This window comes from Paenibacillus terrae HPL-003 (assembly GCF_000235585.1).
In the GTDB taxonomy this organism is placed as follows: domain Bacteria; phylum Bacillota; class Bacilli; order Paenibacillales; family Paenibacillaceae; genus Paenibacillus; species Paenibacillus terrae_B.
The window spans coordinates 4,636,683-4,660,581 of sequence record NC_016641.1; the positions used below are offsets into that span (position 1 = coordinate 4,636,683).

The 23,899-nt window shown below is 45.4% G+C and carries 23 protein-coding genes, 4 pseudogenes and 1 riboswitch; of the genes and pseudogenes, 11 read left to right on the top strand and 16 right to left on the bottom strand.

Annotated features, from left to right (window positions below):
* Positions 1-27 precede the first annotated feature (27 nt).
* The 5 genes from HPL003_RS20775 to HPL003_RS28665 are packed head-to-tail and all read right to left on the bottom strand — an operon-like array spanning position 28 to position 2,319.
* Positions 28-582 (bottom strand): carbohydrate ABC transporter permease, encoded by a 555-nt coding sequence (locus HPL003_RS20775; RefSeq protein ID WP_014281722.1) that lies wholly within the window; start codon positions 580-582, stop codon positions 28-30.
* 44 nt (positions 583-626) lie between these two features.
* Positions 627-857 carry a hypothetical protein gene (locus HPL003_RS29495; protein WP_014281723.1) on the bottom strand — a complete coding sequence of 77 codons (231 nt, stop codon included), beginning with the start codon at positions 855-857 and terminating at the stop codon, positions 627-629.
* A complete protein-coding gene (locus HPL003_RS20780) occupies positions 854-1,738 on the bottom strand; it encodes a carbohydrate ABC transporter permease (protein ID WP_014281724.1) in 885 nt (294 codons plus the stop codon). Before HPL003_RS20780 ends, HPL003_RS29495 begins: the two co-directional genes overlap by 4 nt.
* A 32-nt stretch (positions 1,739-1,770) precedes the next feature.
* Positions 1,771-2,025, bottom strand: coding sequence for a hypothetical protein (locus HPL003_RS27075; protein WP_014281725.1), 255 nt, complete (start codon positions 2,023-2,025; stop codon positions 1,771-1,773).
* 15 nt (positions 2,026-2,040) lie between these two features.
* Positions 2,041-2,319: an extracellular solute-binding protein gene (locus HPL003_RS28665; protein ID WP_148267414.1), complete on the bottom strand. Its 279-nt coding sequence runs from the start codon at positions 2,317-2,319 to the stop codon at positions 2,041-2,043.
* Between HPL003_RS28665 and HPL003_RS28930 the strand changes: the two genes are divergently transcribed.
* The 5 genes and pseudogenes from HPL003_RS28930 (at position 2,258) to HPL003_RS28675 (ending at position 5,481) form a co-directional block, all read left to right on the top strand.
* Positions 2,258-2,437: a hypothetical protein gene (locus HPL003_RS28930; protein ID WP_014281727.1), complete on the top strand. Its 180-nt coding sequence runs from the start codon at positions 2,258-2,260 to the stop codon at positions 2,435-2,437. The genes HPL003_RS28665 and HPL003_RS28930 overlap by 62 nt on opposite strands.
* A 165-nt stretch (positions 2,438-2,602) precedes the next feature.
* Positions 2,603-2,953: pseudogene (locus HPL003_RS20790) on the top strand (GyrI-like domain-containing protein); the annotation flags it as partial.
* Between the two features lie 466 nt (positions 2,954-3,419).
* Positions 3,420-4,991 carry a diguanylate cyclase gene (locus tag HPL003_RS20795; protein WP_014281729.1) on the top strand — a complete coding sequence of 524 codons (1,572 nt, stop codon included), beginning with the start codon at positions 3,420-3,422 and terminating at the stop codon, positions 4,989-4,991.
* 107 nt (positions 4,992-5,098) lie between these two features.
* On the top strand, positions 5,099-5,311 hold the full coding sequence (locus HPL003_RS30605) for a helix-turn-helix domain-containing protein (protein ID WP_081473741.1): 213 nt from the start codon (positions 5,099-5,101) through the stop codon (positions 5,309-5,311).
* On the top strand, positions 5,281-5,481 hold the full coding sequence (locus HPL003_RS28675; protein ID WP_014281730.1) for a helix-turn-helix domain-containing protein: 201 nt from the start codon (positions 5,281-5,283) through the stop codon (positions 5,479-5,481). Before HPL003_RS30605 ends, HPL003_RS28675 begins: the two co-directional genes overlap by 31 nt.
* Positions 5,482-6,393: 912 nt before the next feature.
* On the opposite strand, the pseudogene HPL003_RS27870 reads toward HPL003_RS28675, so the two are convergent.
* From HPL003_RS27870 to HPL003_RS20825, 5 genes and pseudogenes are all read right to left on the bottom strand, one after another.
* A pseudogene (locus tag HPL003_RS27870) lies at positions 6,394-6,719 on the bottom strand (family 1 glycosylhydrolase); the annotation flags it as partial.
* 210 nt (positions 6,720-6,929) lie between these two features.
* Positions 6,930-7,655 (bottom strand): tyrosine-type recombinase/integrase, encoded by a 726-nt coding sequence (locus tag HPL003_RS20810; RefSeq protein WP_081473743.1) that lies wholly within the window; start codon positions 7,653-7,655, stop codon positions 6,930-6,932.
* Positions 7,656-7,855: 200 nt separating this feature from the next.
* Complete coding sequence (locus HPL003_RS20815; RefSeq protein WP_014281734.1) at positions 7,856-8,512, bottom strand: NAD(P)-dependent oxidoreductase; 657 nt, start codon at positions 8,510-8,512, stop codon at positions 7,856-7,858.
* 154 nt (positions 8,513-8,666) lie between these two features.
* Positions 8,667-9,482, bottom strand: a complete 816-nt coding sequence (locus HPL003_RS20820; RefSeq protein ID WP_010503512.1) for an SDR family NAD(P)-dependent oxidoreductase — start codon at positions 9,480-9,482, stop codon at positions 8,667-8,669.
* Positions 9,483-9,643: 161 nt separating this feature from the next.
* Positions 9,644-10,474 carry an SDR family oxidoreductase gene (locus HPL003_RS20825; RefSeq protein WP_014281735.1) on the bottom strand — a complete coding sequence of 277 codons (831 nt, stop codon included), beginning with the start codon at positions 10,472-10,474 and terminating at the stop codon, positions 9,644-9,646.
* Positions 10,475-10,571: 97 nt separating this feature from the next.
* On the opposite strand from HPL003_RS20825, the gene HPL003_RS20830 reads away from it, so the two are divergent.
* The gene (locus tag HPL003_RS20830; protein ID WP_014281736.1) at positions 10,572-10,985 is read left to right on the top strand and encodes a MerR family transcriptional regulator; all 414 of its coding nucleotides are present in this window, start codon (positions 10,572-10,574) and stop codon (positions 10,983-10,985) included.
* A gap of 1,518 nt (positions 10,986-12,503) precedes the next feature.
* Positions 12,504-13,730, top strand: a pseudogene (locus HPL003_RS20835) (IS256 family transposase).
* Between the two features lie 290 nt (positions 13,731-14,020).
* On the opposite strand, the gene HPL003_RS20840 reads toward HPL003_RS20835, so the two are convergent.
* The 4 genes and pseudogenes from HPL003_RS20840 to HPL003_RS27885 all read right to left on the bottom strand — a co-directional run bounded on the left by HPL003_RS20840 (position 14,021) and on the right by HPL003_RS27885 (position 16,605).
* The gene (locus HPL003_RS20840; protein WP_014281739.1) at positions 14,021-14,326 is read right to left on the bottom strand and encodes a DUF1330 domain-containing protein; all 306 of its coding nucleotides are present in this window, start codon (positions 14,324-14,326) and stop codon (positions 14,021-14,023) included.
* Positions 14,327-14,868: 542 nt separating this feature from the next.
* A complete protein-coding gene (locus HPL003_RS20845; RefSeq protein WP_014281740.1) occupies positions 14,869-15,321 on the bottom strand; it encodes an RrF2 family transcriptional regulator in 453 nt (150 codons plus the stop codon).
* Between the two features lie 292 nt (positions 15,322-15,613).
* Positions 15,614-15,985 (bottom strand): annotated as a pseudogene (locus HPL003_RS20850) (helicase-related protein); the annotation flags it as partial.
* Between the two features lie 443 nt (positions 15,986-16,428).
* Positions 16,429-16,605, bottom strand: a complete 177-nt coding sequence (locus HPL003_RS27885) for an anti-repressor SinI family protein (RefSeq protein WP_014281742.1) — start codon at positions 16,603-16,605, stop codon at positions 16,429-16,431.
* Between the two features lie 37 nt (positions 16,606-16,642).
* Positions 16,643-16,728: riboswitch (cyclic di-GMP riboswitch) on the bottom strand.
* Positions 16,729-17,167: 439 nt separating this feature from the next.
* Between HPL003_RS27885 and HPL003_RS20855 the strand changes: the two genes are divergently transcribed.
* From HPL003_RS20855 to HPL003_RS20870, 4 genes are all read left to right on the top strand, one after another.
* Positions 17,168-18,343 (top strand): ICP22 family protein, encoded by a 1,176-nt coding sequence (locus HPL003_RS20855; RefSeq protein WP_148267415.1) that lies wholly within the window; start codon positions 17,168-17,170, stop codon positions 18,341-18,343.
* Positions 18,344-18,346: 3 nt separating this feature from the next.
* Complete coding sequence (gene sipW, locus HPL003_RS20860; RefSeq protein ID WP_014281744.1) at positions 18,347-18,931, top strand: signal peptidase I SipW; 585 nt, start codon at positions 18,347-18,349, stop codon at positions 18,929-18,931.
* Between the two features lie 101 nt (positions 18,932-19,032).
* Positions 19,033-19,626 carry a TasA family protein gene (locus tag HPL003_RS20865; RefSeq protein WP_014281745.1) on the top strand — a complete coding sequence of 198 codons (594 nt, stop codon included), beginning with the start codon at positions 19,033-19,035 and terminating at the stop codon, positions 19,624-19,626.
* 150 nt (positions 19,627-19,776) lie between these two features.
* On the top strand, positions 19,777-20,112 hold the full coding sequence (locus HPL003_RS20870) for a helix-turn-helix domain-containing protein (protein ID WP_010344939.1): 336 nt from the start codon (positions 19,777-19,779) through the stop codon (positions 20,110-20,112).
* A gap of 756 nt (positions 20,113-20,868) precedes the next feature.
* On the opposite strand, the gene HPL003_RS20875 is transcribed toward HPL003_RS20870, so the two are convergent.
* Positions 20,869-21,630 (bottom strand): SDR family oxidoreductase, encoded by a 762-nt coding sequence (locus tag HPL003_RS20875; RefSeq protein WP_014281746.1) that lies wholly within the window; start codon positions 21,628-21,630, stop codon positions 20,869-20,871.
* Between the two features lie 1,376 nt (positions 21,631-23,006).
* Positions 23,007-23,891: a PHP domain-containing protein gene (locus HPL003_RS20890; protein ID WP_014281749.1), complete on the bottom strand. Its 885-nt coding sequence runs from the start codon at positions 23,889-23,891 to the stop codon at positions 23,007-23,009.
* Between the last annotated feature and the right edge of the window lie 8 nt (positions 23,892-23,899).

The following is a 23,899-nucleotide window of genomic DNA, read 5'->3' on the forward strand; positions in this document are numbered from 1 at the left end:
TTCTCTCCTCCATGCACCGGTTGGTAACTATCCTTTGATGCCGCTTAATGCGATTCCTTGAATAAATTGCCTCTGTAGTATCTGATAAAGCAGGAACGGCGGCAAAAAAGTCAGCAGTGAGCCAGCCATGACCAATCCATAGTTGGTTGTGTAATTGCCCTTTAGAATAGACAGCGCAAGTGGCAGTGTCCGCATCCCCTGATCAGTAGTAATGACAAGTGGCCAAATAAAGTCATTCCATGTTGTAATAAACGTAAAAATCGTCAACGCTACAATGGCGGGCCGCAGCAACGGCAATACAATACTGAAAAATTTACGTATTTCGCCAGAGCCATCAATGTCCGCAGCCGCAAGCAGTTCATCCGGCACCTCTGTCATAAACTGCCGCAGTAAGAACACGCCGAAAGCGTTAATAACGGGCAAAACAAGCCCAATATACGTATTGAGCATATTCAGCTCCCTGATCAACATAAACTGTGGAATCAGCGTAGCCTGACTAGGCACCATCAACGTCACAACGTATAGGAAAAACAGCGTCCGCTTGCCAGCAAACTGCTTTTTGGCAAACCCGTAAGCGGCCATTGCCGAGATAATCGCATTGAGTGCACACGCCAGGCCAGAAGCGATTATACTGTTTTCCAAGTAACGAAAAAATGAAAATGAATGAGGACGCGCCGGTAATTTTCCAATCCAAGATCCGCGGGCTTCCATTGCAAAGAAAGCGTGCTGGATTGGGTGAGTGATAAATAGGCCATATATAGAAACGGCAGCAGCGCGAGCGCACTGAGGACAGCCAGGACAACTGTCATGAAAATTCGAGTGTATCCAAAATAGAATTCTCGCGTATTTTGGCTCATAACTGTGCCTCCTTGTCCCGACCAAACAACAGACGCTGCAGCATCGTAATAACCATGATAAGGCATAAAAAGAGCACCGAGATCGCACTTGCATAACCCATACTGAGATCCTTGAAGGCTGATCGGTAAATCGTCAGCACCAGCGTCACCGTTGATCTTCCGGGTCCCCCACCAGTCATCGTATAAACCAGATCAAACACCTGAAATGCCCAGATCGTCCCAAGTGTTACAACCAGAACCGTGATGGGCCGGAGCAGTGGTACCGTAATGTGCCAAAATCGGTACCACGCGCTCGCTCCGTCTACACTTGCGGCTTCATACAAGCTGGCCGGAATATTCAGTATGCCTGCATAGTATAGGACCAGAAAATATCCGATATTTTTCCACACGGTGATCAAAGCGACACTTACAAGCGCCGTTTGCGTCGTTCCCAGCCAGTTCACCTTGGGAATGCCCAAACCGACCAGCAGCGTATTGACCTTCCCTCCGTCTGTCATTAACAAAATGGACCAAACTGTGCCGATCAGAATTGTTGAGGAAATGACCGGGACAAACAACGATCCTTTAACAAATCTGCTAAAACGCCCCTGAAATTTCGCATGTAAAACTTCGGCGATAATCAACGCCAGCACCGTCTGCAGCGGAACAACAAGCAAGGTGAATAACAGCGTATTTTTCACGGAGGCCGCTACAAAGAGATCCGATAATAGATAACTGTAATTTCTTAAACCAATCCATTCCGGTTGCTGAATCATATTGTACTTTGTGAAGCTGAGCAGTACCGTCAACACAATCGGAATGATAGAGAACACTAGTATAAGCAAAAAACTGGGTAATACGAACAGCCGCCCTGTCCAAGCATCTATCGTTTTGTGTTTCATTTCTTCCCCTCGCTTAGCACAGATCGACCATTTTATCTGTTATAAATACTTTTAGCATACTGGGCGGTATCCTTCTGCACTTCTTCCGGAGTAAGCTGCCCCAAAATCATCAGCTGTAGATTTTTGTATAATGCGTCATATATTTTGCTTGAGCCGTCAACCGGCGTTAACGTGTGAAATAATTGCGAATCCTTGGTATACAGCTTCTCAAATTTGGCATTATCATAGTACTTTTCATTTTTGGAAATAGGAGGAGCACTATAGATCACCTGATGATATGCTTCCATCACCTCGGGACTCGTCTAAAACTTGATCAGTTCTGATGCAAGTTCCTTATTTTTGGCTGTGCGCAGCATGACCAGTGAGTCGGCCGCCGCGAAGGTCCCGCCCTGCTTTTCTGTTAACGATGTTGTATAATCCCAGTTTATTCCTGCTTTATCGAGATCCGCGCTTAAGCTCGTTCCCATAATAGCCATTGCCGCCTTGCCTTCAGGCAATAATGATTTGAGATCCTGTGTCGTGAGTGAGGTGGCCGCAGGCACCGAATTGACCCTGGACAGTCCTGAAGCGCTAAAAGCCATAAAATTTCTTAATGATTTGAAGCATACCTACAAGATCATTCCGGAGGTAGAAGTGGACTTTTACTACCTGGTTATTCGCAGCACGGCACAACAAAAACAGCTCCTACATCGCCTGTAGGAGCTGTTTTTGTTGTTACTAAAGTATTTTAACAATATCAACCAAGCTGACCCTTACTCTTGTCGCTAGTTCACTCCATCGAATTGATTTTTGCAACAACTTTACCTGTTATTTTTCCTTCTTTTAGTTTAACTAAATACTCAGGAACATAGTACACAATCCGTTGGAGCATCTTTTGTTGGGTCTATGTTGGATAAAGAAGCTATTTTAGCGGGGAAATACGCCTCAAAATCGTATCTTTTTGTAAAAACAAACCATAGAGATAACACACATTTTTCAAATTTCATAAAACCAATGGGATTATACGCGGTTGCATATCATCATGGAAGCTATGAAAAGATCGACAGAACCTATGAGAGACTCATTCAGTATATTGGAAAGGAAAATTTTCTTATATTGGAATTTGCTTATGATGAATATCTTATCGATGAAGTTGGTGCAAAAGATGAGAGTGACTATGTTACTCAGATTACGGTGGTCTCATCGCTTTCCCTCTCTTTCGTTTCTTCTCTATAATTTTCCATTTAATGGCCATTATACCATATTACACTTACTTACCTGGCGGCCGTAGTCTTAATACACAGATACGGCCGACCAGCGGCACCAAGTTACAGATCCTATCCCACAAGCAGAGGTAAATAGATGTATACTATGAAAGACGTTGCTAAACTACTTGATTTGACTGAACATACTACTCTCTTTTTATATGGATAAGGAATTAGTTCCCAATTTACAGCGTGATATAAATAATAATCGTATTTTTAGCACATTCCGCTGCTTTGTCATAGTATTTGCCCCCTATTAGGATGAGTATCTTGCTCCACTATACGTAGGAATTTCCGCTTACCTTTACTTCTGTTTCCCATTATACTTATATCATGCAAGCTCAAGAATAATAGCCGGAACGATTTCGTTATGTTGTCCTCTCACACACTGAAGAGAATAACATTTACGGTAGACAAACATGATGGAAGGACCACCTATGTTAAGATATATGATTGCGAATTTCGCCTTGTTAACGGCGTTCCTTTTTCTCTTCAACCATTTATTCCGGCGCTACTTGATGGAAGACCATCGTACCTTGCGATTTAAGCTGCTGACAGGGATCACGCACGGCTGCTGTGCTCTTCTTCTTCTGTTGTTCAGTTATCAAATAAACGAGACATCCTTTATCGATTTCCGCCATATCGTTGTCATCAGTTCCGCTTATTTTGGGGGGCTGCCCGCTTCTTTAGTGACTGCCTTATTCTTTGTGTTGGGCCGGGTTACATTAGTGGGGACCTTTACACCTTCACCTGCCAGCATGACGCCATTATTATCGATTACATTAGCTGCCGCCGGCAGTGGGATCATTATGCAGGTTGTTAAATGTTATAAGCACCGCTGGTTGCTCTCGGTATTACTGAGTATGACGCTCATTACGGTCGTGTCGCTCATGAGGGGCATTACAAAGGATACCTATTCCTATTTAGCGCTTGTAGGTTTGGGCGGGCTTTTCGCAGCATCGTTAATTGCTTTCTTTTCTACAACGAATCAACTAACTAAACAATTGGAGCAGAGCGAGCGAAAATACCGTTCCCTACATGCACTTCAAGAAGCGATTTTTCAATCCGCAGTAGGTACGGCTATCATAGCCATCGATTGGCAGGGACAGATCACGCATGCCAATAAGGGTACAGAAAAAATGCTTGGCTACCGGGCCGACGAGTTGATTGGCAAGGAATCTCCTCTGATCTTTCATGACCCGAATGAAGTCGAGGCTTATGGGAAAGAACTATCCGAAAAAACAGGTAAACCCATCCATGGATTAGATGTGTTTTTTTACAGCGCGGCAGAATATGCATCCGAAGGACGAGAATGGTCATATATTCGGAAGGATGGTGCCCGAATAACGGTATTGCTGACATTGTCACCGCTTTTATTGGACGGGAAAACAGCTGGAGTCATTGGGCTTGCCAAGGATATTTCTGAAAGAAAGAAAATGGAAGAGCAATTGAAGCAGCTTTCCCTGTTGGATGGACTAACCAAAATTGCAAACCGCCGTTTTTTTGATGAAATGCTCAAGCAGGAATGGCAAAATGCAGCACAAAATAACAAAGGGTTGTCTCTCATTTTCCTTGATATTGATCATTTTAAAGCTTACAACGATCTATACGGGCACCAGGCCGGGGATGATTGCTTGCGCAAAGTAACGGCCATCGCCAAAAAGACCATTAATCATCCAGCGGCTACAATTGCCCGTTACGGAGGGGAAGAATTTACAATTATCCTGCCGGATACGAGTGCCAAACGAGCGGCGCAACTTGCCGAAAGTCTGAGATTAGCCATAGAAAATACCGCAATCCATCATAACGGAGCGCGCATGAAAAGTGTGGTCACGGTTAGTATTGGTGTCGCAACCTGCTATCCTGATAGCAACAATGTTCCAGAGGAACTGATCGCAAAAGCAGACGAAGCGCTTTACTACGCCAAGGGTCATGGACGCAATCGCATTATTAATTACAAAGAGCTGCCAAAGAAGGCTGGGACACTTGGGCATGATCGGTACTCCTGATACTGCACGCTCAACCGTATAGATAACACCTTGGGATTATATATCACCAAGGAAAGAAGACTTTTTCCGAATGAGCCCCCTGAAGAGTTAACACATCTGGATCTCGAATCCGGTATCATCGGATACTTCGTAACCTTACAATTACAGAACTAGCAGCTAAAGCAGGCATATCAGTGGTAGCACTCAGCAGAATCGAGAGAAGTATTAACCCCCCGCAAAGATTCAAACGCTTCAAACCCTATCCGAGTTTCTGGGCCCGCCTGTTTCGTACCTTGGGTGCTATGATGAAATGCAAGAAAACACTTTGGGAGCGAAAATAAAAAAAGCCAGGCGTTATCATGGCCTGACCAAACGAGAATTAAGTGCGAGAATGAAAGTTGATGCAAAGACAATTCATAACTGGGGGCTTGGAAAGACCAGCCCTTCTACTAAGTATCTAGATAGGGTTCAAAGTTTCATAGAAATCCTTAAGGAGTATGATACAGTGTGATTACTAGTCTTACTATTAGAAATGAGGTGTGAAATGAAACAACAAATAAGCCAAGAGCAATTTGAGCATTTGTCGGAGGAATAGCAACAAATAGTCTTGCCTTGTGCTATAACAATGGATAAATTTTCCTCACTTATTTGGCTAGGGCCTGTCTTCAAACTCATGCGAGCCACACCATAATGGATGCTAAGGTCAAAAAAGCCTTGAATGAACAGGCTAATTTATCATAGCGGGTCGCAAGGCGACGATAATGTCTCACCTTGTAAAAAAAGCTTTCAATTAAGTGACGTTCTTTGTATACATCCTGGTCATAGGGAACGCTTGCTCGACGATTTCGCTTCACAGGAATCACGGGGATAGCCTGCTGCTCCGCCAGTAAGGTTCGGATGGCATTCGTGTCGTAGGCACATCCACCATGGCATAAATTTTTGACGGTTAATCCTCCTTGTGAACGTCCGATGGCCTGTTGGTGCTACCCCTTTTTGCGCCCGCTCCATGTTGATGGACGCGGACAATGGTGGAATCGACCATGACTTGCTCCCAATCCGATTCGATGGCGACATGCTTCAGGATTTCAACCCAAATGTTTTCTTTTTGTAGCTGCCAGAAAAAGCTGTAGGCGGAAGAACAAGGACCTTAACAGCTTGGTGCTCCCGTTCGGGCAACCCAAAACACGGCATTGAGCATCTGGCGTCGAACGCCCTCCTTGTTTTTTTTCGGGCGGGCGGCAACAGGGGTTCAAGTATATTCCATTCTTCATCCGTTAACTCGTATCTACGTCTCATGCTCCTTATTTCACTAAATTTCTTTAAATTGTACAGTTTGCATACAGTCCATAGTAACAGAAAAAAAGTCGCTAAAATAGCGACTTTCAATGAGCTGTAATTTTGTATTTCTCGTTGTTTACAGCATTTAAAGTTCCTGACCATTGGTTGCAATCACTTGCTTGTACCACTCAAAAGATTTTTTTCTTGATCTTTTCAAACTACCATTACCATTGTCGTCTCTATCTACATAGACAAATCCATAACGCTTTTTCATCTCACCAGTACCCGCGGAAACACAATCGATACAACCCCATGAAGTGTAACCAATTAAGTTTACTCCGTCCAATTCAATTGCTCTTTTCATTTCCTTAATGTCTCGTATCTATCATACAACTGATTTAGTGAGTATCTTAGACCAATTGGATCAATCTGCCAACCCCATTCTGAGGATTTGACATATGGATTCTTAATACTGAATCTAGTGAGTGGTTTTTGTTTCATCTACATGCTCTTCATTGGACCCGTTCTTCACAGCATCTGACATATAAGGGGTCCCGCCAACATTTTAACGAAAATATACGCTAAGCCTTCAGAAGCGACCGGCTTAGCGTTTTTACTTACTCTTAGCAAAAGCAATCCACGATTTCTGATGACCCAATAGTTGGTGATAAGTACTAACGCCTAAATATACCGCCGGTACAATTCTCTTCGCCGTTCTCCACGAAGCTGAGCATAAATCTGTGTGGTGGATGCTTTTTCGTGCCCAAGCATTCCCTGGATAAACTCAAGCGGTGCACCGTTATCTAGTAACTGGCAGGCGTAAGTGTGACGAAAACGATGCGGGTAGACGTTAACAGCAACATTAGTCAGGCTTGCCAGCTTTTTTAATGAGTGACGAATCGTAGGTATCGACATACGGCGAGCAGGCTGAGTTTCCGTAACAAATAGAGCTGTACAGGAATCATCACGGCTCTCCAAATATCTTTTTATCCATATTTTGCATTCGGTCGTAAAATAAATCTCCCTTTGTTTTGCCCCTTTTCCATTCACAATGGCTGAACAGTCTTCCAAGTTGATGTCTTCAATATCATGTTTCTGCACTTCGCCAACACGGCAACCCGTACTATAAAGAAATTCAAGTATTGCATATTCCCGTGGAGACTCACAAGAAATTTTCAGAAGAATAACATCTTCTTCAATCAAGAATTTGGGAATGCGCTTATCTGTTTTTGGCTCTCTCAGTTTTAGGATATAAGTTTGCCAAGAATACAAAATTACCGTTGAATTTATCGGATCATTATAATGAATCCACCTTGAGATGTCCGCAAATATCTCCAATAACTGTGGCAAACTTATGCTTCCAAAACAAAAAAGCCCTTGAATATCAAGGACTTGACCAATGGACATAAACGTTGTTTACACGTTAATGGACTCTAAGGTATTTCGAGGGAGCGCAATGAATTAATTTATAACGTCTCTCTTAAGAACCTTCCTTGGGCAATCTTACGACCGCTCTACTTCGGGCTTCTTGCCACACCTATGGATATAGGCATATAACCCCCATCTGATGGCTCAAGGACAGTACTGCTACCCCGTTGGACTTAAGTTTATTTTTTGTAGTAGCTCAAATCGCAAGTATGAATTGCAGAATCATCATTAATGACCTGAAAGTTATAATTAGCAATATCTACATGAGTTGCAAGACTAAACTTTGTTCGATCTCTTTTCAATATTCCTTTCGAAGGACCGTCTGAGATTATGCCTGCCCTATGCACAATCCAATCCACATCTTGTGCTTCTTCAACTAAATATTCAATTACAGTTTCATTATCTTTATGCTGACCGAGAAGACCGTTATATCTAGCTACAGTATTTCTAAGAATCCAAGTCACAAAAGGGAGTCTTTCTTTATATCGACGCGTGAGTCCTCCGGCCTGATATAGGAAACGTTTTACACCTTGTCGCCGCATAGCTGGGATAAGCTTCTTAATAAAGATAGTATTGATCGGCGCCTTATTTTGTTCCTGAGCATTTCCAAGCATACAAATTACAAAGTCGACTCCATCTAATAATTCGTCAATATTTTCATAATTTGTGATGGAACCTTTGATTAGCTCTAAATTTATATTTTGTATTTTAATTTTTTCTGGATTTCTAACTAAGGCTTTTACTTTATGACCCTCTTTAAGCGCTATGGAAACAAAGTGTTGGCCAGTTCTACCAGTTGCACCAAATACTAAGAATGTTGAATTCGAATTTTTCATTGATAATGATCCCTTCAAAAAGAGATTCAGAATGTACGGCTTATTTGTTCCCTTGAAGGCTGAAGCCATCACACGCTCAAATTTGCCCCAGTGAACCGTCAACTAACTTTTCATTCGTATAAAGCCCATGACAACAGCAATCAGACAAGAGGCTTCATGCTCCCGTGAGTTTGTGCGACATATCAATAAGAGCCTTTTGATCCTCTTTATTCACTTCGATGGCAAACTTGCGTTGAAAATTACCAGGCTTGTTCCACATGTAAGCCGATGTCCCTTTGCCCTTCAGGAGTGCCTGAACAGGGTTACGAGCCGCTAATTCGACTGAGTTGAGAAAAGGTCGTGCCACTGCGACGCAAGCTCTGAAATACCATGGCGCATTTTTAAAGATATCCGTTCGAGCAACTCCTGGGGTTGTACATCCCGTGAAAATCTTAGGTTGAGTCTTGGCAAGATAGTCTGCATAATACATGCATGCGCCAACGATCGGAAGCGTCATCGTCCAGAAATTGAATTTTTCGAAGGATTGGAACTTCTTGATGTCGAATTTGGGAACCTTACTCACTGTGCCCACCATCATTATTACCCGAGGATGGTCTGCCTTAAGAAGTTTCGGCAGCAGGAGCTGAGTTAGGTGATAACGGCTTAAGTAAGCCAACGCGAAAAAAAGTGGGAGACCGTCCTTTGTTCTGATGTCTCTCGGATCAAAAATACCCGCCGAGTGTAACAGTCCGTCGATCTTGTCGGTAATTTCATTGATCTGTCGTGCCGCATCTTTGACTCCATCGTGAGTCGCGAGGTCCACCGAGAGAAAAATCGCTCGATTGCGGGCTACTCCAAAAGATGCCATTGCGTTCTCACCTTTTTGTTTATCACGCCCCAAAATAATCACGCGATTGCCCGCGTCAATAAGTTCGTGAGCCGACTGCAGGCCAACACCGCTATTCCCCCCCGTAATTACAAAAGTATTCATACTCTTTCACTCCCTTATCTTTATTGACAATCTTTATGCATATATGGGGGAAGGTTTGAAATTACTGCGACCGCTGATGTCCGAGATCAGTAAAGGCCCCGCTCGGATAGAGGGACTAAGCAATAACAGGTTCTTTTGTGACCTTCTTCATTTAACTAACGCTATTTTGAGAAATAATGTCCTTGCTCCAGATCTGCGAGAAGCCCCTGTTGGACAGGCTTCCAGCCGAGCAGTTCCTTCGTCCCTTCACTTGATCTTGCTAAGTCAAGCGACGCGATCATGCCTAGAAAACCGAAGATTGCTTGTGCTTCTTTACGCGGGATGCTGACAACCGGCACATCCAAGTGACGACCGATGACGCCAGCAATGTCGCTAAACGGAATGCCTTCGTCGTCCACGCCATCCAGTCGTGAGCCTGCAGGCGCAGATTCTACAGCAAGGCGGAACAAAACTGCCGCATCCAAGCGATGAATCGCTGGCCAACGGTTGGTGCCGTCTCCAATGTAAGCCGAAGAGCCTCTTTCCTGGGCGATCCGGATTAATTGTGGTACGAAGCCTTTATCTCCTTCTCCATGAACGGAAGGTGCAAGCGAGACGATCGATGCTCTCACGCCTTGTTCTATAAACGCAAGTGCTGCATCCTCCGATGCTTTGCCATTAGCATGAGCTGTGATAACAAGTGGTTTACCAGAGCCTGCAAGCCCCTCTCCTAATGCTTCGATGGCACGAAGATCAGTTTCTAATGATGCGGCGAAATTAGAGAAATCGTGGTTAAATGCCAGATGAATAACACCGTCTGAATTGGCTGCACTGCTGCGCAGTAAATCCAGATCCTCCAAAACACCGCGAGCCACCTCAGCTCCCAAGCTTTCTAATACGTGAGCACCACTCTCTGAACGGGTCAGACCAACTACCTGATGGCCCGCACCGATGAGTTCGTGGACAACAGCTGTACCAATATAACCTGCTGCACCTGTAACGAATATACGCATAATCGTTTTACGCCTCCTTAAGCATTTGACGAAGATATGACTCCAGTTTAAACTATGAAGTAAACTCTAAGGCAAGCGTTTGGAGGTATGATTTCATATGAAAATTCAAGAATTAGCAGACTTGATGGGTCTAACACCCCACACCATTCGTTTTTATGAGAAGGAAGGCTTGCTTGACAGCAGGCATATTCAGCGAGAGAAGAATAATTACCGCAACTACTCAGACGAAGCAATTGGGCGGTTAAAGCTGATTAAGAAATTTCAAGGCATCGGCTGCTCGTTAGCTGAACTGAAGACGATTTTGCAGGATCACGATACGAACGCACGCACGAACCAAGAAGTAATAGAATGGATTCTTCAGAAGATCAATGAGATCGAGCGCAAGAAGGACGAATACGATCATATGCTTGTAACGCTGAATTGGATGCTGACATACAGGAAGCTGCTGAATGAAGATCCCCAGCAAGCTGAGGCTATGATGGCGGAATTACGCCTTAGAATTAGCATCTAGCTGTATACACGTGAAAAAGCTCTATGGACGTAAATTCCGTCACAAAGAGCTTTTCGCGGCTCACAACAAATAACCATCGCTTATTTCAAGGCATCGGCTGCTCGTTAGCTAGGCTGAAGACGATTTTGCAGGATCACGGTACATTTGCGATTTTGAGAAGCAGATTGGACGTCCCCAGGTGACGTTGACCAGTTTCAGTGACGACATCACAAGGTTCGTAATCGGTCTCGGCCTGCTCGTACTGCTAACTCATGTCCCGATCCGATCATTGCGGTAAGTGAGCATGGGCCGATCATCACTCAAGACTTGTGGGACATGGTTCAAACTGCCCCGATATCATTCGTAGTCACAATATTCCTCCTCACCCAACCGGGTGATAAACATTAATACTTAATTTCGATATTCATCAGTATTCCCTGCTACCTTAAGTTTAATTTATTCCCTACGTTACAGTTGATTTCCCCAAAAAGATTCGAGCAAATACCCAATTCTTCGCCCTACTTATGATACGGTTCACTGCGAATAATCTCCAACTTTCCTGCTGCCAGTTAGCGCAGCAAAGCTGCCGTTTGGTCCCGCGACAGCCTCGAGGTGTAGTATTTTTATATCAGGTGTTGGAAATATGCAATGAGACATTAATAATATTGTTCATTTATAGTTCACCTTCGATTATCATTCTGTATAACATGACAATGCTAAACTGTTAACAGATGTGGAAGGTAACAAATTGCTAAAATCAAAACTCATTTGTCGAGTGGATCTCGCAAAAGTGAAAAAACGCTGTTCCATCGCCGAGCTATCGTATCCGTTCAAAGAGTCGCGACATGCGGCTCCTACGCGAACGTGCCCGTTAGTAAGTAGCTTTTATGCTTGCCAATATTCTTGTGTGATACTGTATAGATTATGATGTTCCCAAACACCATTGATTTTAAGATAGTATTCCGCAAAACCGTCATATCGAAACCCTACTTTCTCCAAAACTTGAATAGAGCCCTTGTTTCGAGGCATAACCCCAGCTTGTACCCTACACCTCCAGGTCCAAAAGCGAATTTTAGTGCCAAGCGAACAGCCTCCGTGGTAAATCCTTGCCCGTTATACTGCTCATCCAGGAAATAGTCCAGTGTATAAGTTCGAACTGGTAAAGAGGGCACGTTTACGGAACTTCACATATACATTGAGCTCCTTAAGATCAAGACTAAAGCTAACTCGGTCAATATACCAAGGTCAAGGTTCCGGAGTATGAAGAAGTTCTTCGAGTTCTCTTTCGTTAAATGTGACTATTAACATATGAAAACACCTCTCGTCTACTGGTCTTTTAATTTCCAGTGTTGAGAGGTGTTTAAATTAGTAACTGTGAAGAAGCAAAAAATCCCATTTTCCCGTAATATTCAAAAGCTAGTTTCCTTGACCGACGGGTCGTGGTTTGCTATAACTGCAACGCAATCGAGTCTGTAAAATATATTGTGTAAACTCTCAAACCCATTAAAATGGAAGTAAGAGAAAGGTTGGGAGAACACTATGGGACTCTGGTCAAAACAGCAACTTCGGGAATTCATTAAAGAGAACAATTTAGTCACTGCACAGGATGCACAGAATGCGTTAAAAGACCTATTTGCAGAGACGATTCAGGAGATGCTGGAAGCCGAAATGGATACCCATTTGGGCTATGGAAAGCATGAGGTAAAGGCCAAGCTTACCCCGAACAGCCGCAACGGAAAAAGTCGTAAAACAGTAGTCAGTGAGTACGGCGAACAGGAAATCAGCATCCCTCGAGATCGCCTGGGTGAGTTTGAGCCACTGGTTGTCAAGAAGCATCAATCGAACGTAACCGGCATCGAAGAGCAAATTATTGCCCTGTATGCCAAAGGGATCAGCACGAGGGAAATCCAAGATCATTTGGGACAGATGTACGGTATTGAGGTCTCTCCTACGCTCATTTCCAATGTCACGAATAAGATTGTGCCTCTCATTAAAGAATGGCAGAGTCGGCCTCTGCAAGGCATTTATGCAGTTGTTTATCTGGGATGCCATTCACTTTCAAAGTAAAGCAAGACGGGGGCCATTATTAAACAAGGCAGCCTACATGGGTCATTGGGCATCGATCTGGACGGAAATAAGGATGTCTTAGGCATGTGGATTGGCGAGAATGAATCCTCCAAGTTCTGGCTGAGTGTCCTGAATGAACTCAAGAATCGCGGGGTTCAGGACATACTCATTATCTGCGTAGATAACCTGTCTGGATTTTCTCAGGCGATTGCGGCCTGCTATCCCCAAACCGAAATCCAAAAGTGTATCATTCACCAGATCCGCAGCTCCACCCGGTACGTTTCGTACAAGGATATTAAGAAAGTAACTGCCGACTTAAAGCCCATTTATAAGGCAGCAACCGAAGAAGGGGCTTTGCTTGAACTCGACCATTTCGAGGAAGTCTGGGGTACGAAATATCCCCTCATTATCCGCTCCTGGCGAACCAATTGGGAGGAGCTCGCTACCTTTTTCAAGTACCCGCCCGAGATCCGCAAACTCATCTACACGACGAATATGATCGAGAGTTACCACCGGCAGCTTCGTAAAGTGACAAAGGGGAAAAGTATCTTTCCTACCGATGAAGCTCTGCTTAAAATGCTTTATCTAGCCACCGTCGATGTCACTCGGAAATGGACAGGACGTGTCCAGAACTGGGGACAAATGCTCCTCCAATTTTCCGTCTTTTTTCCGGATCGGGTCGGTCAACACTTGCGTTAAAATCACAACTTTCCCCTCGGGGAAAACTATGCCTAAAAGAGCTTACACAAAATTATTGACAGACCCACGCAATCGTTTCTTTTCGAAAACTCTTGAATCCACCTTAGAGACTCAAGAGCCTGCTCTTTGTTATATGTGACACCTGGTATTACAAGTTCATTCCATGATTTCGCGGAATAACCTGCATCCGATGCAAGAAGCAGCCATCCATCTTGTACTCGAACTAATATGGATATGTGGCCGACAGTACCACTCAGCAAACTTCTCCGTTAGTTGAATACATTGGTGGACTAAGAAGGTTGTGGTCCCTTAAATCCCTCAATAATAACAAGATCAATTTTTGATGCATGAAGTCTGAGTTTGATTGCTTGCTGATACTCTGTTGAGTTCCAACAGTCAAGTGCAGATTGATAGGAAGGGAACTCAATAATCATATTCCGGGATCGGGCACTCCCTTCTGGTACCAAATGATTGTCCCCACCCGCCAGAAGGCGAGCACTATACTTCTTCAGAATCTCAGGAGTAGCTGCCACGTATGCTTGAAATTTTTCCTGATCGTGGACATCAATGCCTACGACCCAATAACCTTTAACCATTTGTTTTCCTCCTATCCGCCATTCGCTATTTTAAAGTGAATTATAGTAATGTTACAAAGAATTAATGTGCAGATCATTAGTCAAAACTGCCACTAATTTTAGCTCCGTCACACAAGTCTAATGCTCTTTTATTTCAGTCTGCAACATTATTATCTCAGTCTAAATCTAAACAATAACACTCTTCTTATTTAGCTTCTGCATAGCATTTATAATCGTTTCATGCCCATCTGCTATTGGAGTTCCTTTTATTATTATGATCAATAGCTTGATGAACTAAAGCTTGATTATTTAGCTCTCCGACGATAACCTTCTAATTCGGATTTTGACATTTCAATGCGATCTGGACTTCTAACGTATGCGGTATTCTTTATCACTTAGCCGTGTTCGAGCATGATCTTGCCAATAGCTCCACTTGCACCAAATAAAGTAATATTCATGGAGGCTCCTTTCATTTTATGTGCTTGTATTAAGCACAATTTATTCTAATAAAAAGTCGCAGGATCATATGCAACTTAGTGTTAGCTATCGGGCTTTATTGTTCTTTAAAGGAATTGGACTCGATCCATTAATTGAGCAATCGTGTAACTTCGCAAATACTCAATTGTCTTTAATTCGGCTTCCTGGAGAATCTTTTCAAGTTCAACATCAAACTGTTCAACATCTAACTGTTCTCCGGCTTCTCCGCAATCACAATCCACTTTAATTTCGGCATCATTGGAAACACTACTTATTGCTTCGTATATATCGCCTATTGTAATCTCTGCTGAAGATTTTCTTAAAAAATATCCACCCTCCCGTCCGCCTTTTGATTCAACAATACCGGCATTGTTCAATGACTGCATAACTCTGCGAATAAAGGTGGCATGCGAATCGACTTGACTCGCTATCATCGCACTGCTTATCATGTTGCCACTTTTGGCTAGCCAAACAATGGCCTGAATCGCTATTTTTAGACGAGGGGGACCAATGTGAACACCCCGAGACGCTCTACTCAATATTCTCCCCCCTTCTCAATTCTAAATGCAACTTTAATAAGCACATTATACACATTGAAACATCTATACACAAGGGGATTTTAAATTCTAGCATTGATTCTTGTCGCGTTGAGTAAATGGTACTGGCAGCTGGATCCCCGTTTTTTGTAAATTAACAATTAATGCATGCTGCCTGTTAGCCATACATGCAGCGCAAGCTTAATGGCGAAAACTTTATCTACCCACTTATGCCGAGCATACAGCTCGACGACGGCAATCGCCCGCAGCAAGGTCTACGGAATTTGAGCAGGAAGCGGCCAAGCCGCTGCACAAAGCTGGATGTACTGTAAGGAGCACCTATTCGCTCCAATTCACCTAAATCAATACCCAACTCCAATGTTAGCGTTGCGGCAGCTACAGCAGGTCCCGAACCGCTTTTCAGAGCTTTCTCCGCCTCCTCTCGAAGCATTACCGATATACTCCCGTGATGGTCATAGAACACATCTGGTTGATGGCGTCGCTCAGCGACCCTTCTCATTTCCGGAGTTGTCAATTCTGCATCTGAGCGGCTATTTGTGAAGATCAGGGCTTTTTTGAGGTGGGTGCTCTCGTAAATGTGATTATAGTAAGCTTTTTTGGCATTTTGCAGTTGCTCTGCCTGTTCCTCATCACGGGCTTCCGGCCCCAAGCCATGCTTTGGCTGAAACATAATTATGGTCCATACGCCCACGGCCAGTTATATTTTTCCACATAACTTGGAACATTTCATATATGTAGAAGGGTTCTTCAAAACTGATCGTTCTTCGTTGTGAATTGGAAGAACGTTGAGTCGTATGACGAAAATGGAATCAACCGACCTTTAAAAGATCAAATAAAAAAGTTAATGTAGCAGCCAAATATAAAAGATTACTTAAAAACAATTGCTACATGAATAAGGATAGTCCCAGCACATTTAGGGACTGTCTTTTTTTGCCCCCTGATTGCCTTTGTCATACAAAAATCGCCGTTTTTCCCCTCACACCGCGCTGGCGCCGCGTTTTACGCCCCTTTTTGCCTCCGAAGAAAAATCGCCGAAAAAAAGAATCGTTCCACTTCCGTTCAAGATGATTCTCCAGTTCCCTTTTCCAGCTATTTATTATGTAAATGCCATTGTGCATAATTTGATGATCGTTCTCCCGACAAAAAGCGCCGAACCTCCTCGATGGATATCCCCGCCTCCTTGGCCATAGCGAGCAGAGCCTCCCATTCAGGGTCGACTTCCTCGGGATACCGATCACGAACAATAACCTGGGCGGACTTTTTCAACAACAATCCCCTCCTAAGATCATTATTGGGGCTTGTCCCGGGCAGACCAGCCATCCTAGTATCTCTACCTTAGATCTGGGACTTTGTGCCCCTGCTTTTCGGGCAGGTTTACCCTTTACTGGTGCTACAGTTTGCCAATGGATAACGGGCTTTCAGCCGGAAAGCTTCCTTGGTACTAATTATAATGTCCCCGATTTGAAAAGTATGTCGCTCCGCGTAGACCAAGCAAGCAGATTTCGTGGGAGAAGTTAGACCTTTTTGTTTATATATTACATTTATTGTCGATTACAGTAAGAAAAATTGATGCAGCCACAAAACAGAATTCCGTTCTTAAAAAAGAACGAAATTCATGAAAAATAAACGTAAACGGCCGAAATATCAAGAAAACTCAAGATTTTCGTTCTTTATTGAGAATTTTTCGATGGTTCTCCGGTTTTCCTTTCTTCTAGGATTTCGTGTATATTTGAGTCGTGGAATTTGTTCTTAATAACGAACAAATCAACGAACAGACGAAAATCTGCTTAGAAAGGAGAGACCTTTTCTGCGAAGATCCCGAACTGACGTGATCCGCAAACTGCGCAAAAAACGAAAGAAACAAACTATGGTTAAATCGCTGCAATCCGGATTGATCCTTTCTACCTTGCTATTGTGGACCTCCCAGCAAGTCGGCACCACCTTCGGAGGATACACCAGCGTACGCGAGGATAATTTGGAAATTAAGGCTTGCCGGGTATTCCCCAGTCAAATCGAAAGCCAACTTTCGCTGTTGGCCGAACACCTCGAACGGGCCGCTTCATTAAAAGGAAGATTGATGGGCGCTACCGATTCGCTTTATGCCAGCGGCGAAGGTGCAAGCGGTTTCAAGGTCAGCAGCCGGTTGGAGGCGGCCGACCTGTCGGAGCGAATCGGTGAATTGAACGCCATGATTCAGCAGTTGGAGCAGCAAAAGGCCTTGAATCAGTCCATTTGGCAGGAACTGCTTCAGGAACTTACCGCCGCCTCCGCGCTGATTCATGAACTGCTAACCTCGCTGAACGGTCTGGAGCCGAATTGCGCCAAACTGTCGCAAACGACGCTGCTGGACCGCATCACCGACCTTTTGAAGCGGCACGGATTGCTTTCCGATCCACTAAGCGGGACGCTGCAAGAGATCCTGAACTACTTGCGTTCCGTCCATCATTTAGGATTGATGACGTCCGACAGCTTTGAGGCCGATAGCTATGCAGCCTTTGCCTCCGCCCAACCTTTCGACGGCCGGATCGCTGTCGATGGAGACCCCGTCGGAGGAGTGCTGCTCACTTACTTTGAAAGCGTGCAGGCCTCCCTGCAGTCGGCCATAGCAGGTCTGACCGCCGACATCTCCAGTCTGGAGGCGCAGAGAGCGCAACTGTTGACGGAGGCGAAATCGCAGCGGCCGGCGGAAATCAAACGGCTGAAGAAGCTGCGGGAAAAGCAAGCCAAACAAGAAGAGCAAGCCGGAAAGGATGAAACGGCAGCCCCGGACGAGGCCGAGAACCCGAACGACGGCGAAACGCCTCCGCCGGGAGACGAACAACCAGCAAAGAGTGAAACGCCTGCCGATGGGGAGAACTCGACGGTTGGCGAGACGGGCGGCGGGGATGTACGGACTCCTGCGGATGGCGACGACGACGCGGGCGAAAATTCCTCCTCCGCTGGAGAATCCGCCGATGCCGATGCCGCCCCCTCTTCCGCAAATGATCCGAAAGGCGGTGAATGAGTTATGCGGATTCGAAAATGGTTGGGAAATGCGCTGACGTTTCTGATGGCGGCTGCCTTTATTACCGTGGCCGGCTCCGTCGTCATGTCGAAAATGTCCGGCAGCGCACCGAATTTCTACGGTTATCAGCTGAAAACGGTGTTGTCCGGCTCGATGGAGCCCTCCATACTTACCGGTTCCATCGTGGCCATTAAGCCCGGAGGCGACATGACCCGATTTACCGCCGGCGATGTCATCACCTTCCGGGCGGACGACAAGAAGCTGATTACCCACCGAATCGTCAAAGTAACCCGCAATGAGCTAACCGGTCAGATCCTTTACCAGACCAAGGGAGACAACAACGATGCCGCCGACCTGGAGCCGGTTGATCCGGCCAATGTCACCGGTGTTTACACCGGCTTTACCGTCCCTTACGCAGGATACGTTCTCAACTTCGCCGGAACGAAATTGGGTAACGTCACACTGTTGATCATCCCGGGGGTCCTTTTGTTCTTGTATGCCTTAGCGTCCTTATGGAAAACCATTTCGACGCTGGAAGACAAGAAGTCGGACCCGAACACATCCCAACCTGACACCAAGGCCCCATAACACACTAAATCGCTTGTTTCTAACTTTCGGTTGTTCTCCTTATGACTTCATAAGGGTGCAATATAAAAAAAAAATCATTTAAAATTAGGGAGGTATTTTGTATGGGTATCAAAAAGACCTTGGGTTTAGGAGTAGCAGCTGCAGCGCTTGGATTGAGTTTGATCGGCGGAGGCACGTTCGCTTACTTTAGCGATTCCGTGGAAACGACCGGCACGTTCGCCGCAGGCACCTTGGATCTCAACGCCGATCCGACGGCGATCATTGACGTGGGCACCCTCAAACCGGGGGATTTCGCAATCCGCACGTTCAAACTGAAAAACGAAGGTACGCTCGACATCGCCAAGGTATTACTGAAAACGACCTATACAGTTACGAATAAGTCGGGCGCCCCTGAAAACGTGGATGACTTCGGCAAACACGTCATCGTTAGATTTTTGAAGAACATCGACAAACAGGATACCGTCATTTACCAAACCTCGCTGTATGATCTGCAAAGTCTAGCCCCTGACGCCGTGGAGAACAAATGGGTGGCCTGGTTCGAAGAGCACGGGGGCCTGAAAGCCGGCGATACCGACGACTTGATCGTCAAGTTCGAATTCAAGGATAACGGTCAGGATCAAAACGAGTTCCAAGGTGACGCTTTGAACCTGAAATGGACATTCGAAGCGAAGCAAGGCGCAGGAGAAGCCAAATAATTCAGCCGTCATATCGAAGCAGAACACCTTACCCCGGTCCTGGGATAAGGTGTTCTTTATTTAACGAAATTCGGACTATACGCCTTTGTCCTATCACGTATATTTTGATATAATGGCATCAAATTATTCTGATAGAAGGGCGATCGCTACATGGCAGAACGTATTGGCGACCGCATCCAAAAAATCCGCCAGGATCGGGGGTATTCCTTGTCCGAGCTTGCGGATAAAGCGGATGTGGCAAAATCCTACCTGAGCAATGTCGAACGAAATATTCAATCGAATCCTTCCATTTCCTTCATCGAGAAAATTGCCGATGCTTTAAACGTTTCGATCCACCTGCTCTTGTACGGCGACCGTCCTGCGGAGGACTTGCTTGACCCGGAATGGTGGGAACTGGTGCAGGAAGCGATGGCTTCGGGCGTCAGCAAAAAAGAGTTCAAGGACTTCCTCGAATACCAGAAGTGGAAAATGGGACAAAAGGAATAACGACCAGCGCAAAAAAGGCGCGAGCCGCCAGGGATATCTCCCCTGTCGGCTTGCGCTTTTGGGTTGCCTTAAAACATTTTGTATCCGGCCTGCCGCAGCTTGCGGAGCGTCCATCCGCTCAGAATGGTTCCGCCCAGCCTACTCCATTAATGAGGCTCATAGGTATGCAGAAAAATATAGGATAGGTCTGTTTCCGGGTATCGCATGTTTCTGACTTCGGTTCACCAGTAAAATTACCATCAGTAGAACAATAGCGCAATCGCTTTATGGGTCAAAAGTTCTACACACAATATTTCTTGCTTGTTCCGCCCGAAGTGATTGATTGACTTTACAAATAACGTATCGGCTTCCCGCAGCACCCGTTTTAAGAGCTGGTATTCTGGACAGTCGAAATTTTTGCCACTGGCTTAATCAATAAACATGCACTCGACTGGAATCCCCTGCTCGCGTAGAGCTGAAATCTGGCGATCCTCGTTTTGATCTTTGGTAGAAACTCTCCCTTGCCATATTCTCTTGCCAACGTCTTCATCAATTCCCCCAAGCGTTTAAAAAGGTGTTGCGCCAATTATAATCGTTTATAATGGAAAAACCCCCCTTTATAAACGTATATTCTGGCTGAATGAGGTTGCCTGCAAAGTCATACATTTCACTGGGTGATAGATCGAAATTACGTTGTATCCAAAGTTGCAAGGACCCTATATATGCGGAAGCCAGATAAGAAAACAAATAAAGTTGTGTGTACTCACAAAAAGTAGATTAGAAACCTGCCGTCCAACCGGCGTCGGCGGTTATCACAGCGCCGTTTACAAAGCTTGATTCGTCTGAAGCCAGGAACAAAGCTACTTTTGCGATTTCTCCCGCTTGTCCTACACGAGGAATTACGCCTTGTGTAACCTTCGTTCGGGAAGTACCAAACTCATTCAGGTTATGAATCGTTGAAGTAATGTTTGTAGCTGTCGCACCTGGCGCAATAGCATTGCATCGAATACCTTTTTGAGCGTACATGAAACCCGTGTTTTTCGTAATACCAATCACCGCATGCTTCGAAGCGGTATAAGCTGCGCCCGCATGCGCACCACTGAAGCCGCCCGTAGACGCCGTATTTATAATCACGCCATTTCCCTTATTCAAAAAGATCGGAATCGCTTTGCGGATTGCACGCATAACACCTTTGGTATTAATATCGAATATAAGATCCCATCTCTCGTCGTCAACATCTCCTACAGGCGCCATGTTATCCATAATGCCGGCATTATTAACCAAAATATCGAGTGTGCCGAATTCGTTGACGGCTGTATCAATCATAGTGTTAATATCATTCAGATCAGCCACATTGGTTTTTACTGCGATTGCAGTTCCGCCAGCTGTTTTAATTCCTGCTGCAACCACTTGCGCAGCTTCAATGTTCAGGTCTGAAACCACAACACTTGCACCTTCCCCTGCGAATAATTCTGCAATCGCTTTCCCCATTCCCGATGCTGAGCCAGTAACAACCGCAACTTTCCCTTTCAAACGCATGAAGGATCCCTCCAATATTTTATTGAACAATAGTTCATATAAAGTATAGATTTACTTTTAAACTTAAGTCAATTATACGAAAGGACATATTCAATCGAAGGACTGTTATTGATTGTGTCGGTGACCCGCTCACGTGTAGGGGGCCAGAAAGGGGAGCGTCAGCTTTTGCTCCGATCGCGATGTCCGGCCAGCAGAGATCAGAGGCAAGCTGCCCCTTGCTGCTCGATTGCTCTGTTGCGTTTACGTTCGAATGATGCTGAATCACACTAGACATTCATCTAATCGTATATGAATAAAGTTCTTGTCCTTGTATTTGGACAAGAACTTATATCGTTAAAACAAAAAAGCCGCCAATTAGACGACTTTTTAAGCGCATGGTGGTGGCTGTCAAGCCATCTCCCTGTAGAGCAAGATGCATACATCTTAGCGGACACCCTTTGAAAAAAAACGGTAGTTCTAATACCAGGCCCGTCATGAAATGAGTATCGTTGAAGGATATGACTTTCTCGTTTGTGAAGGAGTTGTCTGAGATTTTGGTGTGGCAGTGCAGATCGACTATTGTCATTTGATTTTCCTCAACCTCCTTTGTCAGGAAAATATCAAGACGTTTATCCCCGCAATTACGGTAACCGTAACAATGACCGACTTTAGCCCCTCTTGCGACAACTTTCGAAAGAAGCTCAGGCCGACCCATCCCCCCGCCAATACGGCTATTGTACCGATTAAAATATAGGTCCAACTTGCTTTTCGGAGGGAGTCAGCATCCGTTGTAGTTCTGATTGTCGTAGACGGCTTACTTCCTGCCAAAGCAGCGCCGTGGCGGACGGGTGGATCGAAACTTAATTCCGATACGCTTCCCGGATGGCATTCGGTATGTCCTTGTAGCCGGCTTTATCTACGATGTTCAGCACGCAGATCGTAAAAGCATCGAGAATCGCTTCCCTCTCGTCGATTCGCAGTTAGCAAAATGAGCCAGATAGGCCTAATCGCCAGTAGTTCCATCGCCATATCCAAGCTCACATAGAAAGGCGGAACCAATTCGAAACTGAGTACCCCATAACGAGCGACTCCTGCAGCAGTATCCGTTTTGCTTCCTCACAGTTGGTTGCGACGTATACGATGAGATCCGGTTGTGTTTCCAGAAAAGCGGCTATTTCGTTCAAACAAGTACCCTGATCAGATACGAGCAAAACATGTATGGGTTCAGTCATCATTTTCTCCTCGATATCTCTCTCACACGAAAACCGGACACCCCCATGAGTTCAGGGCAGTGTCCGGTTTCATTGGGGGCAACACGCTACATACTCCATTTCTGTTGGTTGCCGTTGCTAGTGTTGTTAGCACTTTAGCAACTCTTTTGGTTCGGAATAGATAGGTTATTTGCGATGCAGCTTTTTCTCTTTTATCGCATCAACGCATTGAATACCTAGACTCTGCGAACCCAGCGGACTCGGCTTATTCCCGTAGAAGCCGTGGAAATCCGACCCGCCCGTCATGATCAACCCATACTCATGAGCCAGTGCCCGCGCTCTAGCCTCATCTATCGCGCTGTGGTCCGGATGTTTGACCTCGATGCCCATCAGCCCGGCCTCCGCCCATTCCGGCACCGCATCATAATTATCCATCTGTCCCGGATGCGCCAGCACTGGGACACCGCCTGCGGCGAGAATCGTGCGGATCGCATCGAACGCATCGACATAGGTCAGTGGCACATATGCGATGCCCGGCTCCTTGCCATCACCGCCGCGGGCAAATAACATCTTGTACAGCGGGCTGTAGATCGAGTCGGTGTAGCCGCGGTCGATTAGGGCGTGCATGATGTGCTGCTTGTATACGCCCGTCCCGCCTTGGGCATACGACTGCACCTGCCCCCAGTCGATGTTGTATCCCACTTCCCGAATCCGCTCGACCATCACCCGACACGCCTCATGCCGGGACACCCGCAGCGGCGCACACAGTTCTTCTATCGCCGCATGATTCGGCTCCACGTAGAAGCCAAGAAAATGTGAGCGTCTCCCGCGTTTGTAATCATAGGCCGAAATCTCGATGCCGGGAATAACCTCTACTCCGTACTGTTCGCCCAGCGCCATCGCTTCCCGCAAGCCCATCGTCGTATCGTGGTTCGTAATCGCCAGATGCGTCACGCCCGCCTCCTTGGCCATCCGAATGACTTCCTCGGTTGTGAACGAATTGTCCGAGATTTTCGTGTGGCAATGCAGTTCGACCATCGCTGCCTTATGTTCATTCCATGTGTACATCATCAAATCGA

Bases quoted from the DNA above. Each gene is read 5' to 3' on its own strand.
- HPL003_RS20825 (WP_014281735.1), bottom strand. From the start codon at position 10,474: ATGCGTATATTCGTTACAGGTGCAGCAGGTTATATTGGTACAGCTGTT.
- HPL003_RS28665 (WP_148267414.1), bottom strand. From the start codon at position 2,319: ATGGCTTTTAGCGCTTCAGGACTGTCCAGGGTCAATTCGGTGCCTGCG.
- HPL003_RS20780 (WP_014281724.1), bottom strand. From the start codon at position 1,738: ATGAAACACAAAACGATAGATGCTTGGACAGGGCGGCTGTTCGTATTA.
- HPL003_RS27075 (WP_014281725.1), bottom strand. From the start codon at position 2,025: ATGGAAGCATATCATCAGGTGATCTATAGTGCTCCTCCTATTTCCAAA.
- HPL003_RS20865 (WP_014281745.1), top strand. From the start codon at position 19,033: ATGGGTATCAAAAAGACCTTGGGTTTAGGAGTAGCAGCTGCAGCGCTT.
- HPL003_RS20875 (WP_014281746.1), bottom strand. From the start codon at position 21,630: ATGCGTTTGAAAGGGAAAGTTGCGGTTGTTACTGGCTCAGCATCGGGA.
- HPL003_RS20810 (WP_081473743.1), bottom strand. From the start codon at position 7,655: ATGTCCATTGGTCAAGTCCTTGATATTCAAGGGCTTTTTTGTTTTGGA.
- HPL003_RS20830 (WP_014281736.1), top strand. From the start codon at position 10,572: ATGAAAATTCAAGAATTAGCAGACTTGATGGGTCTAACACCCCACACC.
- HPL003_RS20870 (WP_010344939.1), top strand. From the start codon at position 19,777: ATGGCAGAACGTATTGGCGACCGCATCCAAAAAATCCGCCAGGATCGG.
- sipW (WP_014281744.1), top strand. From the start codon at position 18,347: ATGCGGATTCGAAAATGGTTGGGAAATGCGCTGACGTTTCTGATGGCG.
- HPL003_RS20775 (WP_014281722.1), bottom strand. From the start codon at position 582: ATGGCCGCTTACGGGTTTGCCAAAAAGCAGTTTGCTGGCAAGCGGACG.
- HPL003_RS20840 (WP_014281739.1), bottom strand. From the start codon at position 14,326: ATGGTTAAAGGTTATTGGGTCGTAGGCATTGATGTCCACGATCAGGAA.
- HPL003_RS20820 (WP_010503512.1), bottom strand. From the start codon at position 9,482: ATGAATACTTTTGTAATTACGGGGGGGAATAGCGGTGTTGGCCTGCAG.
- HPL003_RS29495 (WP_014281723.1), bottom strand. From the start codon at position 857: ATGAGCCAAAATACGCGAGAATTCTATTTTGGATACACTCGAATTTTC.
- HPL003_RS28675 (WP_014281730.1), top strand. From the start codon at position 5,281: ATGCAAGAAAACACTTTGGGAGCGAAAATAAAAAAAGCCAGGCGTTAT.
- HPL003_RS20815 (WP_014281734.1), bottom strand. From the start codon at position 8,512: ATGAAAAATTCGAATTCAACATTCTTAGTATTTGGTGCAACTGGTAGA.
- HPL003_RS20890 (WP_014281749.1), bottom strand. From the start codon at position 23,891: ATGATGTACACATGGAATGAACATAAGGCAGCGATGGTCGAACTGCAT.
- HPL003_RS20795 (WP_014281729.1), top strand. From the start codon at position 3,420: ATGTTAAGATATATGATTGCGAATTTCGCCTTGTTAACGGCGTTCCTT.